This is a genomic window from Amycolatopsis palatopharyngis (assembly GCF_003385185.1).
Lineage (GTDB): Bacteria > Actinomycetota > Actinomycetes > Mycobacteriales > Pseudonocardiaceae > Amycolatopsis > Amycolatopsis palatopharyngis.
Window position 1 is genome coordinate 14,274 of the sequence record NZ_PQHZ01000030.1, and the last position, 13,160, is coordinate 27,433.

Consider the following 13,160-nt stretch of genomic DNA (forward strand, 5'->3'; position numbering starts at 1 on the left):
TCTCAGCTGAACCTCTCCACGACTGTGAAACGTAATGCGACCACGGGGGTTGAATCGTCCACAGTGAACTCGGGGTCACCGAGGGCGGCACGCATTTCTTCGCTGTGCCAGAACTCCTCGTGCCCGGCGCGCCACTCGGCAACGCTCGGGTAACCCTCACCCTCATCTATCGCGTGCTTTATGTCTATTTCGGAGAGCGGAACCACCCGCATCTCGGTTGTCTCGATCACCGCGACAACGGCCCCGGCCGAGTCGATCACCCGTTCCCGCTCACCGACACGAGGCAACGGTTCACGGTAGTGCTCGTACTCGGCCAACAGCCCGGTCGTCGAAGTTTTCTCGCCGTTCAGGACGGCCTCGACCAAGCGGTCCCGCAATGGACCGGGGAAGGCGAACTCGGCGTCCTTCATGCCGTTCCACTCGGTGGTGGGTTTCTCGGCACCTCGTCGCCGTTGACGACCTTGGCGCCGGGCACCGGCCCGTGCGCCACCCGCACGGTGCGGCACACTCCTGCCCCGGCGAGTTCGGCGGCCACCGAAAGGGCCGACTGGCCATCGGTGCAGAGGAACGCGCAGGTCGGGCCGGAACCGGACACGATGCCGGCGAGCGCGCCCGCGTTCACCCCCGCCCGCAGGGTGCGGCGCAACTCCGGCCGCAGCGACACCGCGGCGGCCTGCAGGTCGTTGCCAAGTAACAGCGCGAGCTGGTTGGGATCGCCGGAGGCCAGGGCCTCGACCACCGGGGCGTGTGATCCCACTCGAGGCGGATCACCGGCCTCCCGGAGACGGTCGAGTTCGCCGAACACCCGTGGCGTCGAGAGACCCTCGTGGTCGAACGCCAGCACCCAGTGAAAGGTGTGCCGGGACAGCACCGGAACGAGCTGCTCACCCCTGCCGGTGCCCAGTGCGGTGCCACCGTAGATCGCGAACGGCACATCACTGCCGATCTTGGCGGCGACCCCCGCGAGTTCGTCGCGGGTGATGTCCAGCCGCCACAGCGACGCCAGCCCGACCAGCGTGGCGGCCGCGTCGGCGCTCCCACCCGCCATTCCGCCCGCGGCCGGGATGCTCTTGCGCAGTACGAGCCGGACCTTGGGCTCCTCCGCGGGCTTGTCGCAGTATGCGGCCAGCGCCTGCGCAGCCCGCCAGGCGAGATTGTCGGCACCCGTCGGGACCGAATCCTCCCCTTCGCCGTACACCTCGACGCCGGGGTCTTCTGCCGCCGCGACCGTCACCTCGTCGGTCAGGGAGAGCGCGTGGAAGACGGTGTTCAGGTCATGGAAGCCGTCCTTACGCAGATTACCCACCGAAAGGTGCAAGTTGATCTTCGAAGGCACCCGGACCGTGACCGGGGGCGGGACGACTGCAAGCACGTGACCAGCGTACGTGCCCACCCATCGTCACCGCCCGAGGCTCGCAGAGTCGCGGAACATCGCACTTTCCCGGGAAAGCGCGATACGTGCACACGCTAAGTACCGCGCTTTCCCGGGAAAGTGCGATCCACGGGTCCACGGGTGGGGTGGAGGCGGTGCCGGGTCAGGCGGCGGCGATGCCCTGGGGGCCTAGGCCCTGCTGGGTGACGTGTGCGCCCCGCTCGGCGATCCAGGTGAGCGCCGCGTCCGCACGCTCGCCGCGCAGGCCCAACCGGAATCGCGCGACAGGTGTGTCGCCAACGCGCGTCAGCCCGCCGCCGATGGTGGCGAGTTCGACACCGAACCGGCCTGCCGCCTCGGGCAGCAGAGCGCCGACAGTGGCGAAGCCGATCAGCACGACGTCCGCGGTGCGGTCGTAGGCAGCGGCCTGCGCCCTGCTGGTCTCGATCGCGGGCAGCAGCGCCTGTGCGGTCCTGCTGGACGGATCGGACAGCAGCGAGAGCACGTGCCCGCTCTCCACGAGCGAACCCTGCTCCAGTAGTGCGATGTCGTCGCACAACTTGCGGGCAACCGCCGCGTCCGGCGTGGTCACCAGCACGGTCGTCCCGAGTTCGGCCCTGGCGCGATCGAGTACGGCGAGCACCGCGCCGGACTCCTCGGGCTCCACACCAGCGGTGGGGTCATCGGCCAGCAGCACCGCGGGGCCGGTCGCCAGCGCCCGCGCCACCGCGATCCGCCTGCGCTGACCCGCCGTCAGCTCGGCGGGGTGCTGAGCCGCGCGCCGGGTAAGGCCGACCAGGTCGAGCAGCGTGCCGACCTTCCTGCGCCGCTGCGGCCCGTCCAGGCCCAGCAGTTCGAGGGGTGCGGCGACATTACCGGCCACGGTGCGCTCACCATGCAGCTCAGGGCGCTGCGGGAGGACACCGAGCTGCCTGCGCGCCTCACGCAGGCGCCTGCCGTCGAGTGATCCGGTGTTGAGGCCGTCGAGCCGGACGACCCCGCGGTCCGGGCGTTCCTGCAGCGCGACGCAGCGCGCCAGGGTCGACTTCCCGGAGCCCGAGGGACCGACGACGCCGAACAGGGAACCTGCGGTGACGTCGATGCTCACGTCCTGCAGCGCGCGCACGGGTTCGCCGGTGCCGGGAAAGGTCTTGCTGAGGTTTTCAACGGTGATCACAACTGCTCCAAGGCCAGGTAAGCCACGGCGGCGCGCGACCACGACAGGTGCGCTGCCACCTTGAATGGACCGTCCGCAATGGACGGTCAGCGAAGACGGGAAACGATCAGACGGAGGCGGTGTGGCGTCGACACGCACTCACGGTGCGGCGGCCTTCATCGACTACTCGGCGTCTGGTCAACATTCGGGACCTGTACACGGATTCCTCCATCGGTCCTGGCGGTAGCACCTGCCCGGGCTCGGGTGGTTGCTGCGGCGTCGGCGAGCCAGGTCTCTCAGCCGCTCGGGATGGATGCCCTCTGAGTAGACCCGAAACTGCCGCCGGAACGCAAGTTTGTTGGCTCAAATCACACTGCTGGACCGATCCGTCCGGCGGGGCGTAGAACGTGAGGTCAGCGGGCCGCGGCTATTCGGGCGAAGTCCTCGACCGTGAGTTGCTCGCCCCTGGCGCGTGGGTCCACGCCCGCGGCGACCAGGATCTGCTCCGCGGCGGGGGCAGAGCCCGCCCAGCCGGCCAGCGCGGCGCGCAGCGTCTTGCGCCGCTGGGCGAACGCCGCGTCCACGGCGGCGAAGACAGCCGCGCGATCGCCATCAGGCACGACGTCACCTCGATCGAACGAGACCAGCGCGGAATCGACGTTGGGTACCGGCCAGAACACCGACCGCGGGACCGGGGCCACCTTGCGTGCCTTCCCGTACCAGGCCAGCTTGACGCTGGGCACCCCGTAGGTGCGGCTGCCGGGCCCGGCAGCCATCCGGTCAGCGACCTCGGTCTGCACCATCACCATGGCGCGGGCCAGCGAGGGCAGTTCGGCCAGCAGGCCGAGCACCACGGGGACCGCCACGTTGTACGGCAGGTTGGCGACCAGTGCGGTCGGTGGCGCCGGCAGGTCCGCGGCCCGCAGCCGCAGTGCGTCCGCCGCAAGTACGGTCAGCCGGTCCGCGGCGGCGGGCGCATGCGCACGGGCGGTCGCCGGCAACCGGTCCGCGAGCACGGGGTCGATCTCGACGGCCACGACGCGGGAGCCCGCGTCCAGCAGCCCGAGGGTCAACGAGCCGAGCCCTGGCCCGACCTCCAGGACCACGTCCCCAGCGCCGACACCGGCCAGTTCCACGATCCGCCGCACGGTATTCGGGTCGTGCACGAAGTTCTGCCCGAGCTTCTTGGTCGGCCGTACGTCCAGCTCGGCCGCCAGCCTGCGGATCTCGGCGGGGCCGAGCAGAGCGATCGCCGACGGTTCAGTCACCTGGTAACTCTAGGCTCTCCGGTCCGAGGCCCGCGATCGGCGCCGGGATACCCGATACGGAACCGATCAGAGTCCGAGCTTGCTGGAGCAGTGCGGCCAGGCGCCGTAGCCGCCACGGTCGTCACGCACCTTGGTGGCGACGGCGATCTGCTGCTCGCGGCTGGCCTCATGCGGGTAAGCGGCGTACTGGTCGCCGCCGTAGGCGTCCCAGGTGCCCTTGTCGAACTGCAGGCCGCCGTAGTAGCCGTTACCGGTGTTGATGGACCAGTTGCCGGTGGACTCACACTGAGCGAGCCGGTCCCAGACCGCGCCGTCGGAGATGGCGGGCTGCTCGGGCTCCTTGGTGCCGACCCGGACGACCTTGGGCTCGGCCTCCTTGACGATCTTGGTGGAGAGCTCCTCGCGGGCAACTTCCTTGTCGTTCTTCTTGGTGACCCGGTAGGTGACGATCTGCTCGCCCGGGACACCTTCTTCCTCGACCTCTTCCTCGCCCACGAGCATGGACGAGTCCTCGATCTCCTTGACCGGGGGCTCGATCTCCTCGGTCTCGTTGATCACGGAGACGCCGGTGCGGCTGATGTGCACCTCGGCGCCGTCGAGCAGTTTGAACTCCAGCCCGCCCTCGGCCTTGTCGTCCGCACCCAGCTTCAGGTTCAGCTCGGCGAGCAGTTCCTCGGTGGTCACCGCGGTGGTGGTGAGCTGCTTCGGGTCGCTGCCGCCGTCGAAGAGCGTGATGTTCTTCAACGTCTTGACGTGCAGGGTCATGCCATCGAGGGGCACCTCGCCGCCCGGGGCGGTGGAGAACCACGTGCCCTGCTTGACCAGGTCCTGCAGGCCGAGCTGACCGAGCGCCTCGCCAACGGTGGTGGCCCGTACCCAGGACTCGCGTGGGCTGCCGTCCACGATGAGGTTGAGCTTGCGACCGCGCTCGAGCTTGATGACTCCGCCGTCACCGACGGCGGTCTGCGGCGAGGGTGAGAGTGCGTCGTGCGCGCCGACGGAGAGACCCGCATCGGAGAGCACCTCGCCGACGGTGTCGCCGAAGCTGCGCACGGTCTGCTGCTGGCCGTCGACGTCGACGGTCACGCTCTTGTTCATCGCGAGCGCGGCGGCACCGCCACCGGTCAGCGTGATGAGTACCGCGAGGGCCGTACCCCGGAGGAAGCGCTTCTTCCAGACCCTGGTCGCGGCCAGGAGGCCGGATTCGACCGGCTCGTCCTCCTCGGCGGCCAGTCCGCGCCCTGCCCTGTCCTCGCTCGCCTCGTCGGGCACGACGATGGCGGGCAGCAGGGTGGTCTCGGCGTTGATCAACCGGATGAGTTCGTCGACGTCGATGTCGGCCTCGGCCATGAGGTCGCCGGCCTGGGGGCCCAGCGCGGTGAAGACATCCTGTGGCGTGACGCGGGGGTCCGGCGAGTAGTCGAAGTAGTCGAAGTCGGCCGATCCGCTCTCGGGGCGCTCGAGGGTCGCTACACCTGCGGCGTGCGATGCGTCGGCGGAAGCGTCGAGGCGTGCGTTTGCCCGCCTGGAACTACCAGTCACTGGGTCGATCCCTTTCACCAAGAGGCCGTTGCCTTCATCCCGGCGCGCAGGTTCACACGCACCGGACCTTCGGGCTCCCGCAGCCAGCGCCATCCCTCATGAGACCGGAACCTTCCCGGCATCACTTCCCCGACGTGCACTGACGTGACTGTGGGCGTGTCACTCGCGGCTCGGTGTCGAGCAACGAGGGGCACGATCACGGGACAGTAACGAAGGCCGGCGGGTTGCGCAAACACCCCCCGGAGTGTCGTGACGTTCGTCACTCCACCGGGTAGGCGCTTGACCTTCCCCGAATGTCGCAACGTGATCAACACGCCGTAACCGAGTTCAGCCGAAAGACCCGGTCAGCCGTTGTGTCGACCGATCTGGCCACCTGCTCGACGAGCTCGCCGCGCAACTCGGCGAGTCCTCGGACGGTGTACGCGGCGCAGTAGGGCTCGTTCGGCCTGCCCCGGAACGGATGCGGCGTCAGGAACGGCGCGTCGGTCTCCACCAGGAACTGCCCCTCGGGCACCAGTTTGGCGGCTTCCTGCAGCTCCCGGGCATTACGGAAGGTGACCGGACCTGCGAACGAGAGCACATAGCCAGCATCGACGCACCTGCGGGCGATATCGGCATCACCGGAGAAGCAGTGGAACACCACATCCTCCGGGGCACCCTCCTCCGCCAGAATGCGCAGCACGTCCTCGTGTGCGTCCCGGTCGTGGATCATCAGCGGCTTACCGAGGCGCTTGGCGAGATCGATGTGCCAGCGGAACGCCTCCTGCTGCGCATCCGCGGGGGAGTAGTCCCAGTAGTAGTCCAAACCGGTCTCCCCGACCGCTACCACCCGAGGTCCCGCCGCCAGTCGCTCCACTTCGGAACGCTCGGCCGCACCGAACTCCTTGGTGCGGGTGGGATGCACGGCCACCGCCGCGAAAACCCGGGAGTCCCAGGTGGACGCCTCGACAGCCCAGCGCGCGGCGGCCAGGTCGTCGGCGACAGTCACCACCCTGCACACCCCGGCTGCTTCCGCCCGGTCGACCATCGCCCTGACATCCTCGGCGGTGGTAGCGCCACAGGCGTCCATATGAGTATGCGAGTCGACCACCGGCACCGGGAGTGGCTCCGGCACCGGTGGCAGTTCAGCCTTGCTCAATGGGTGCCCATTCCGGCCCGGTCTCGCCCAGCTTCGGATCGAGTTTGGCGAACAGCGGCGACGGCTTGGCCAGTGGCCTGCCGACCTCGATCGGCTGCGACTCCCAGCGGGCCTGCTCGGCCGCGTAGTCGCCGGTGAGGATGGGGTTCGTCCTCCCGGGGATGTCGAGGTCCTCGACCTCCTGCAACTCCGGCTGCGCGGCCCAGATCCCGCTGCCGCCGAGCGCTTCGTGCACCTTCTGTGCCGAATGCGGCAGGAACGGGGTGAGCAGGGTGTTCGCGTCCGATACGACCTGCAGCGCCGTGTGCAGCACGCTGTCGCGGCGCTCTGGGTCGTCCTTGAGCTTCCACGGCTCCTGGTCGGAGAGGTACTTGTTCGCCGCGGAGACCACCCGCATCGCCTCGCTCGCGGCCTGTTTGAAGCGGGAGCGCTGCAGGTGCGCCCCCACGGTGTCGAACGCGGCCCGGGAGAGCGCCTTGAGCTCCTCGTCGGCCTGCCTCGGCACCTGTGGCGTCGGGACGGCTCCGTTGTTCTTGTGGGCCATCGAGATCGAGCGGTTCACCAGGTTGCCCCACTCGTTGGCCAGCTCGAAGTTCGTCCTGCGCACGAACTCCTCCCAGGTGAAGTCCGTGTCCTGGGTCTCCGGCCCGCCCACCGTGATGAAGTAGCGCAGCGTGTCCGGACCGAACTCGCGGAGGAAGTCGTTCACATAGATGACCGTGCCGCGCGAGGTGGAGAACTTCGACCCGCTCATCGTGAGGAACTCACTGGAGACGATCTCGTCAGGCAGTGCCAGCTGGCCGTAGGGCCCTGGCTCACCGCCGTTGTCGCCGTGACCGTTGTGCCCGAGCAGCAGCGCGGGCCAGATCTGGGCGTGGAAGGTGATGTTGTCCTTGCCCATGAAGTAGTAGCCGCGGGCATCCGGATTGGTCCACCACTCCTGCCAGGCGTCGGGGTCGCCGGAGCGGCGCGCCCACTCGACACTGGCGGAGAAGTAGCCGATCACCGCGTCGAACCAGACGTAGAACCGCTTCAGCGGCTCCTCGCGCCACCCGTCGAGCGGGATCTTCACGCCCCAGTCGAGGTCACGGGTGATCGGGCGGGGCCGCATGTCGTCCACCAGGTTCCTGGTGAAGTTCAGGACGTTGGACCGCCAGTCGGTCTTGGTCGAGAGCCACTTGCCCAGGGTGTTGGTGAAAGCGGGCAGGTCCAGGAAGAGGTGCTCGGTCTCGACGAACTTCGGCGTCTCGCCGTTGATCCTGGAGACCGGCCGGATCAGGTCGGCGGCGTCGAGCTGGTTACCGCAGTTGTCGCACTGGTCGCCCCGGGCACCGTCGTAACCACAGATCGGGCAGGTGCCCTCGATGTAGCGGTCGGGCAGGGTCCGGCCGGTCGAGGGGCTCACCGCCCCCTTCGTGGTCCTCGGTACGACGTAGCCGTTGCGGTGCAGCGCGAGGAAGATCTGCTGGGTGACATCGGCATGGTTGCCGGTCGTGGTCCTGGTGAACAGGTCGTAGCTGAGCCCGAGACCGTGCAGGTCCTGGCCGATCTGCCGGGTGTACTTGTCCGCCGTCTCCTGCGGTGTCAGGCCTTCCTTGTCGGCCTGCACCAGGATCGGAGTGCCGTGCTCGTCGGTGCCGCTGACCATGAGCACCCGGTTGCCGGCCATTCGCTGGTAACGGGAGAAGACATCGGAGGGGACGCCGAACCCGGACACGTGGCCGATGTGGCGGGGGCCGTTGGCGTAGGGCCAGGCCACCGCGGTCAACACAGGGGTGCTCATGCCTGTTTAGCCTACGGATAGCGTCCCAGCCATTTTTCACGAGGGAGCGGACACGACGGGGCCAGCCGCGATCTACCGGATGCGGCTGAGCCAGATCGGGCCGGCCCTGACCTGGCGTGGCTGATCTTCGCGGGGACCGTTGCTGGAAAAGATCGTCGAGAACACCCCCGGCCTTCCGCCTGCCGGCGTCTGGCCAATCCTGATCGGACGGGACAGTCGGATACCGATTGTCCCTGTTGGCGCGTTTGTCCCGCCGGGACGCGCCAACAGGGATAGTCTCGCAGGCAATGACCATGCAAGACCCCGCGCGCGGGATCAATCTGACCCACCACGAAGCCGTGGACGACTGGAACGTCGTCCGCGCCGGTGGCGTGAACTTCGCGAGTATCACGATCACCGAGAGCGCCAACTGGAGCGATCCAGCGGCCGCCCGGAACCTCTCCGGTGCTCAGGAGGCCGGGCTGCACACTGGCGCCCGGCACTTCGCCCGCCCCGGCGGGGCACAGGATCAGGCCGCGCACTTCGCCCGGATCGCCAAACCGCTCGGCGCATTCGCACCTGGAGCGCTGGCGCCAGCACTGGATGTTCGCGTGGAAGGGGTCGACGACCGGTTCATCCGGAGCTGGATCAAGACAGTGCGCCAGGCGGCAGGTGTCCGGCGTGTACTGGTCTACGCCGACTTCGAACAATGGTCACACGCGTTTCATCCGGACAAGTGGGCGGATTCCGAGGTGGTGCTCTGGCTGGCTCGGCATAACGGAATCCCCGGAAGGCCGGGCTGGTTCCACGCACGACTCGGGCTGCACCAGCACGAGCACGGGCGCGACGCGCTCGTCTACCCCTTCACGCTGACCGACGTACTGCTCTAGCCGTGTCGTTCCGTCAGCCTGCTGCGCATCAGGAAAACGTTGTACGGCCCCCACTGCGAAAGCAGGAAGTAGATGTCTGGTCCGTCCAGCGCCCACGGGTGTAGGTAACCGCCGTAAAGCGCGGGATAGTCCCTGCCGGACACGATGACCTCGCCTGCCGACCACGGTCCGGTCAACTCGTCGGAGGTGCGCAGCACGATGGCGGCCCTGTCCTCGTCCAGATGCATCGCCATCCAGCATCCGAAATGGACGTTGTACACGACGGAGAGCTCCCCCACGGGTCCGTCGAGCACCGGTGCGGCCGACGACTCGCGATCGGCCCAGTCCCGGCCGGTCCAGTACTCGTAGGCCGACGACTGCAGAATGTCCGCCGTGGACACTCTGGCGAGGTACCCGGGGCCGAACCGCCCCTGTGTCGTGCCGAACAGGTAGACATGTTCGCCGGAACGGGCGAAGGCGCCGATCTGGAATCGGCTGTTCTTGCCCCATTTGTTGGGCCACCGGGCGGAACGTGGTTTGTCCCAGGTGATGCCGCCGTCGCCGGAGACGGCCACGCCCGCGTAGTTGGTGCGCCAGGTTCCTGGCCTGCCCCACTCACGCACCGACATGTAGTGCACGAAATGGCGACCGTCGACAGCGATGCCACCGTTCGGGATGATCGTCGCCTCGCGACCGCTGCCCGAGGTGATGACCTGTGCAGCACCACCGTCCGCGCGCGACACGACGTCGTCGAGCAGCAGTCCCTGATCCAGATCCCGGTTGCTGGAGAACGCCAGGACGTTGCACCGCCAGTCCGCGTCCGGTGGCCCCGCGCCGTCACCACCCCAGCCACGGCCGTAGGTGTCGCCGAAGAGCACGAACACTCTGCCGTCCCCGCCGTCCCAGAGGATGCCGAGGTCGGTCGCGTGGATACCGAACCGTTCGTCGGTGCGGCTCGCCGAACCGGCTCCCGTCACCGTGGCGATCTGTGTGGTCGCTTCCGGCACCAATAGAGCAGCCATGCCGCGAGGCTACCCAGCGATCGCCCGGCTCGCCGGGCGGCGAGGTCGCGGCTTCATACCTGGATTCCGGCCCATCGGGCGAATCGGGCGAGCGAATCCGTCGTGCGTCGGTCGGCGTTCGCCAAGGCACGAACCGTCTCCCGCACGGCCGGATGGTGGCGGGTGTTGTGCGGGGCGACCCGGCGAGCGAGGTTCAGTTGCTCCAGCGCTTCCGCACGACCACCGTGCAGGGCCCACGCCCTGGCCATGTCGATGTGATGGTGACCGACCCGCTCCGGCCGACGTGGATCGACAACCCGCACCTGCGCGGCGCGATCCACGGCTTCCGTGCCGTCGTAGTACTCCACGGGCACCGCGCACCAGTGCACGGCGATGTTCATCGCGCTGGCGTCGATGTTGAAGTACGGCGTCTCGGGCGGCCGGAACTGTTTCGCCAGCGCCCTGGCTTCGTCGAGAAAACCGTCAGCCTGCTGCCGATCGCCCACCCGCGCTGCGAGCACGGCAGCGCGCAGGTTCAGTTGCACGGTCAGCGCGCGACCCGCTGGCCGGGTGTCGACGTGCTCGCGGGCGCGGGTGATGACACGGAGCCCGGAGGCGTACTCGCCGTGCTGGAGATGACCGCTGGACCGGTGATAGGCGCTGATCGCGATGCGCAACGGATCGCCCGTTTCCGGCGCGAGCCGGATGTGGCGTTCGGACGCGACGGCGGCGAGGTCCGCCTGGCGGAAGCGACCGGCCACGGTGGCCGTCATCCGGTACGCGTCGTGCAACGCCGCTCGCGCCCGTTGCCCGGAATGTCCGGGCTGCTCGGCCAGCACATACAACTGGTGGAGCAGGTTCGGCAACTCGTGCGCGGCCATCGCGTACCGGAGTCCGTACACATTGTGGACGGCGGCGCCGAGACGGTCGATGACCGTCCTCAACGACAGCGACGTTCCCTCGGGAGCGGGATCGTCGTACGCGTCGAGCGCGGTACGCAGCGCGCCGAGGTTGGCGAGTTCGCCTGCGGGCTGTTCCACGATCTCCCGCTCGTCTGTGCCATAGAGGTGCGACGGACGTATTCCGAGCGCCTGCGCTGCACCGGCGACGAATGCCGCGCTCGGCGGAAGGGAGCCCTGCTCGACCCTTTTCACGAGCGACAACGAGAAGTGTGCACGAGCGGCAAGTTGATGCTGCGTGAGTCCTCGCAGTTTGCGGAGTTGTCGCAGTCGGTCACCGACGCCGACTTGCTCAGCCATCGTTACCCCGCTCGCGGTTGTCCCTTCGCTCTCCCTCCAGCCTCCCATACGGCGGCACCCTGCGACATGTCCAAGACCAACGAACGGAGCAGTGCATGTTCTGGACAGACAGAGTGCGCGGACTGGCTATTCGGCGGGTCGACCCGCCCCTGGTCGACCGTCCGGTCATCGGCGGCTTGCGACATCGCACGAGAACAGTCGTCCCACTTCTCGACAACGCGGTGCCGCGGCTGCTGTGCGGCCTTGAGTATCCGGAGAGAACCAATCGTCGTTCACCGCATATCTACGACTGCCACGCCTGTGAGGACGTGCACCGCGAACGCAGGGACGGGCCACAGTGATCGAGCGCGACAGAGAACTCCTCACCCGCCCGGGCGGCCGAACGCGACGCCGTAGTCGTTCAGGGAGAGGTGCTGGTTCCGCCCCCAGCCCGCTGATCGCGCTTCGACCGTAGGGGCCGAAGGTCGCCAAGGCGGTAAGGCGACAATGTGGACATGCGGTTGGTGCGCAGGTCGCTGCGCTCGGAGATCTCCCCGGAACGGGCGCTGCTCCTGCTCGAGGCGCGCGCTCGTGCCCGCGGCCTGCCCGCGCCCGCAGCCCTGTCCGGCGAGTGGTTCGCCTCCCGGGCGGTACTCGTGCCCAGCCTCGCGACCTCACCGCTCGACAACGCCGAACACGCCTTCGCCGCCGTCGCCCGGCAGGTCACCGTGGAGCCCGCCTCCGTCGGTGATGCCGTCGGCGGCGGCTGGTTCGGTTACCTCTCCTACCAGCTCAGCGACCCGGCACGCCGCATCGCACCCCTGCCCGCCGCCGTCGGCGGCTGGGCCGATCACGTGCTACGTCTCGACGCGCGGTCGCAGTGGTGGTTCGAAGCTCTCGTACCGGCGGACGAGCCGGAGCCCGCCGGCCTCGCGGACGAGCTGGAGGAGTTACTCGCCGGACCGGTCCCCATTCCTAACGGCTGGACCTCCACACGGCTGTCCCGGCCGGACTCGGCCCTGCACGAGGACGCGGTGCGCGCCTGCGTACGGGCCATCGAGGCAGGCGAGCTGTTCCAGGCCAACATCTGCAGCCGGTTCGGGAGCACCTTCGACGGCTGCCCCGCAGAGCTGTTCGCCGAGGGTGTCCGGCGCATGCGCCCCCGGCGTGCGGCCTACCTGTCGGGCGAATGGGGTGCCGTCGCCTCGCTTTCGCCCGAACTGTTCCTCGCCCGCTCCGGTAGAACCGTCCGCTCGACACCGATCAAAGGGACGCTGCCACGGCGTGGTCCCGGCGACGACCTGCTGGCCGCCCGCCTGCGCGAGTCCACCAAGGACGTCGCCGAGAACGTGATGATCACCGATCTGGTCCGCAACGACCTGGGTCGCGTCTGCGAAACCGGCAGCGTGCACGTTCCCGACCTGCTCACCGTCACCCCCGCGCCCGGCGTATGGCACTTGGAGTCCACGGTGGAAGGCACCCTGTCCGGCGGGAAGGACGACGCCGACCTACTGCGCGCCACCTTTCCGCCGGGCTCCGTCACCGGAGCGCCGAAGCTGCGTGCGCTCGACCTCATCGCCGAACTGGAGCCGGTGGCACGCGGGGTCTACACCGGAGCGGTCGGCATGGTGTCACCGGTCGCGGGCCTCGAGTTCAATGTCGCCATTCGTACGTTCGAGCTGCACAATGGCCGCGTCTTCCTCGGGGTCGGTGGTGGTATCACCGCCGAGTCCGACCCGGCATCGGAGTGGCAGGAATGCCTGCACAAAGCGGCTCCACTCGAGGATCTCCTGCGAACGCCGCCTCGTCCCTAG

Annotated in this window: 12 protein-coding genes and 1 riboswitch; of the genes, 3 read left to right on the top strand and 9 right to left on the bottom strand. The window is 68.5% G+C overall.

Features of this window, described 5'->3' with window-relative positions:
- Positions 1 to 2: 2 nt before the first annotated feature.
- From D0C15_RS21450 to metG, 7 genes are all read right to left on the bottom strand, one after another.
- Complete coding sequence (locus D0C15_RS21450) at positions 3 to 410, bottom strand: ASCH domain-containing protein (RefSeq protein WP_116048433.1); 408 nt, start codon at positions 408 to 410, stop codon at positions 3 to 5.
- The gene (locus tag D0C15_RS21455; RefSeq protein WP_116048561.1) at positions 407 to 1,372 is read right to left on the bottom strand and encodes a 4-(cytidine 5'-diphospho)-2-C-methyl-D-erythritol kinase; all 966 of its coding nucleotides are present in this window, start codon (positions 1,370 to 1,372) and stop codon (positions 407 to 409) included. The genes D0C15_RS21450 and D0C15_RS21455 overlap by 4 nt, the downstream gene beginning before the upstream one ends.
- Before the next feature lie 163 nt (positions 1,373 to 1,535).
- On the bottom strand, positions 1,536 to 2,549 hold the full coding sequence (locus D0C15_RS21460; protein WP_116048435.1) for a methionine ABC transporter ATP-binding protein: 1,014 nt from the start codon (positions 2,547 to 2,549) through the stop codon (positions 1,536 to 1,538).
- Between the two features lie 204 nt (positions 2,550 to 2,753).
- A riboswitch (SAM riboswitch) is annotated at positions 2,754 to 2,844 on the bottom strand.
- Between the two features lie 97 nt (positions 2,845 to 2,941).
- Positions 2,942 to 3,796: a 16S rRNA (adenine(1518)-N(6)/adenine(1519)-N(6))-dimethyltransferase RsmA gene (gene rsmA / locus D0C15_RS21465; RefSeq protein WP_245976100.1), complete on the bottom strand. Its 855-nt coding sequence runs from the start codon at positions 3,794 to 3,796 to the stop codon at positions 2,942 to 2,944.
- A gap of 66 nt (positions 3,797 to 3,862) precedes the next feature.
- Positions 3,863 to 5,338: a resuscitation-promoting factor gene (locus D0C15_RS21470; protein ID WP_245976103.1), complete on the bottom strand. Its 1,476-nt coding sequence runs from the start codon at positions 5,336 to 5,338 to the stop codon at positions 3,863 to 3,865.
- Positions 5,339 to 5,645: 307 nt separating this feature from the next.
- Positions 5,646 to 6,476, bottom strand: a complete 831-nt coding sequence (locus tag D0C15_RS21475) for a TatD family hydrolase (protein WP_116048439.1) — start codon at positions 6,474 to 6,476, stop codon at positions 5,646 to 5,648.
- Positions 6,463 to 8,259 (bottom strand): methionine--tRNA ligase, encoded by a 1,797-nt coding sequence (gene metG, locus D0C15_RS21480; protein WP_116048442.1) that lies wholly within the window; start codon positions 8,257 to 8,259, stop codon positions 6,463 to 6,465. The genes D0C15_RS21475 and metG overlap by 14 nt, the downstream gene beginning before the upstream one ends.
- A gap of 287 nt (positions 8,260 to 8,546) precedes the next feature.
- On the opposite strand from metG, the gene D0C15_RS21485 reads away from it, so the two are divergent.
- A complete protein-coding gene (locus D0C15_RS21485; protein ID WP_116048444.1) occupies positions 8,547 to 9,128 on the top strand; it encodes a glycoside hydrolase family 25 protein in 582 nt (193 codons plus the stop codon).
- Here the strand turns inward: D0C15_RS21485 and D0C15_RS21490 are convergent.
- Together D0C15_RS21490 and D0C15_RS21495 are read right to left on the bottom strand one after the other, a co-directional pair.
- Positions 9,125 to 10,129 carry a glycoside hydrolase family 183 protein gene (locus tag D0C15_RS21490; RefSeq protein ID WP_116048446.1) on the bottom strand — a complete coding sequence of 335 codons (1,005 nt, stop codon included), beginning with the start codon at positions 10,127 to 10,129 and terminating at the stop codon, positions 9,125 to 9,127. The two genes, D0C15_RS21485 and D0C15_RS21490, sit on opposite strands and share 4 nt — an antisense overlap.
- Before the next feature lie 53 nt (positions 10,130 to 10,182).
- The gene (locus D0C15_RS21495; RefSeq protein WP_116048448.1) at positions 10,183 to 11,415 is read right to left on the bottom strand and encodes a helix-turn-helix domain-containing protein; all 1,233 of its coding nucleotides are present in this window, start codon (positions 11,413 to 11,415) and stop codon (positions 10,183 to 10,185) included.
- A gap of 47 nt (positions 11,416 to 11,462) precedes the next feature.
- Between D0C15_RS21495 and D0C15_RS34235 the strand changes: the two genes are divergently transcribed.
- Entirely contained in the window at positions 11,463 to 11,708 is a 246-nt protein-coding gene (locus D0C15_RS34235; RefSeq protein ID WP_162830186.1) for a hypothetical protein, read from the top strand.
- 153 nt (positions 11,709 to 11,861) lie between these two features.
- Entirely contained in the window at positions 11,862 to 13,160 is a 1,299-nt protein-coding gene (locus D0C15_RS21500; RefSeq protein WP_116048450.1) for an aminodeoxychorismate synthase component I, read from the top strand.

Bases quoted from the DNA above. Each gene is read 5' to 3' on its own strand.
- D0C15_RS21495 (WP_116048448.1), bottom strand. From the start codon at position 11,415: ATGGGAGGCTGGAGGGAGAGCGAAGGGACAACCGCGAGCGGGGTAACG.
- D0C15_RS34235 (WP_162830186.1), top strand. From the start codon at position 11,463: ATGTTCTGGACAGACAGAGTGCGCGGACTGGCTATTCGGCGGGTCGAC.
- D0C15_RS21490 (WP_116048446.1), bottom strand. From the start codon at position 10,129: ATGGCTGCTCTATTGGTGCCGGAAGCGACCACACAGATCGCCACGGTG.
- metG (WP_116048442.1), bottom strand. From the start codon at position 8,259: ATGAGCACCCCTGTGTTGACCGCGGTGGCCTGGCCCTACGCCAACGGC.
- D0C15_RS21500 (WP_116048450.1), top strand. From the start codon at position 11,862: ATGCGGTTGGTGCGCAGGTCGCTGCGCTCGGAGATCTCCCCGGAACGG.
- D0C15_RS21485 (WP_116048444.1), top strand. From the start codon at position 8,547: ATGACCATGCAAGACCCCGCGCGCGGGATCAATCTGACCCACCACGAA.
- D0C15_RS21450 (WP_116048433.1), bottom strand. From the start codon at position 410: ATGAAGGACGCCGAGTTCGCCTTCCCCGGTCCATTGCGGGACCGCTTG.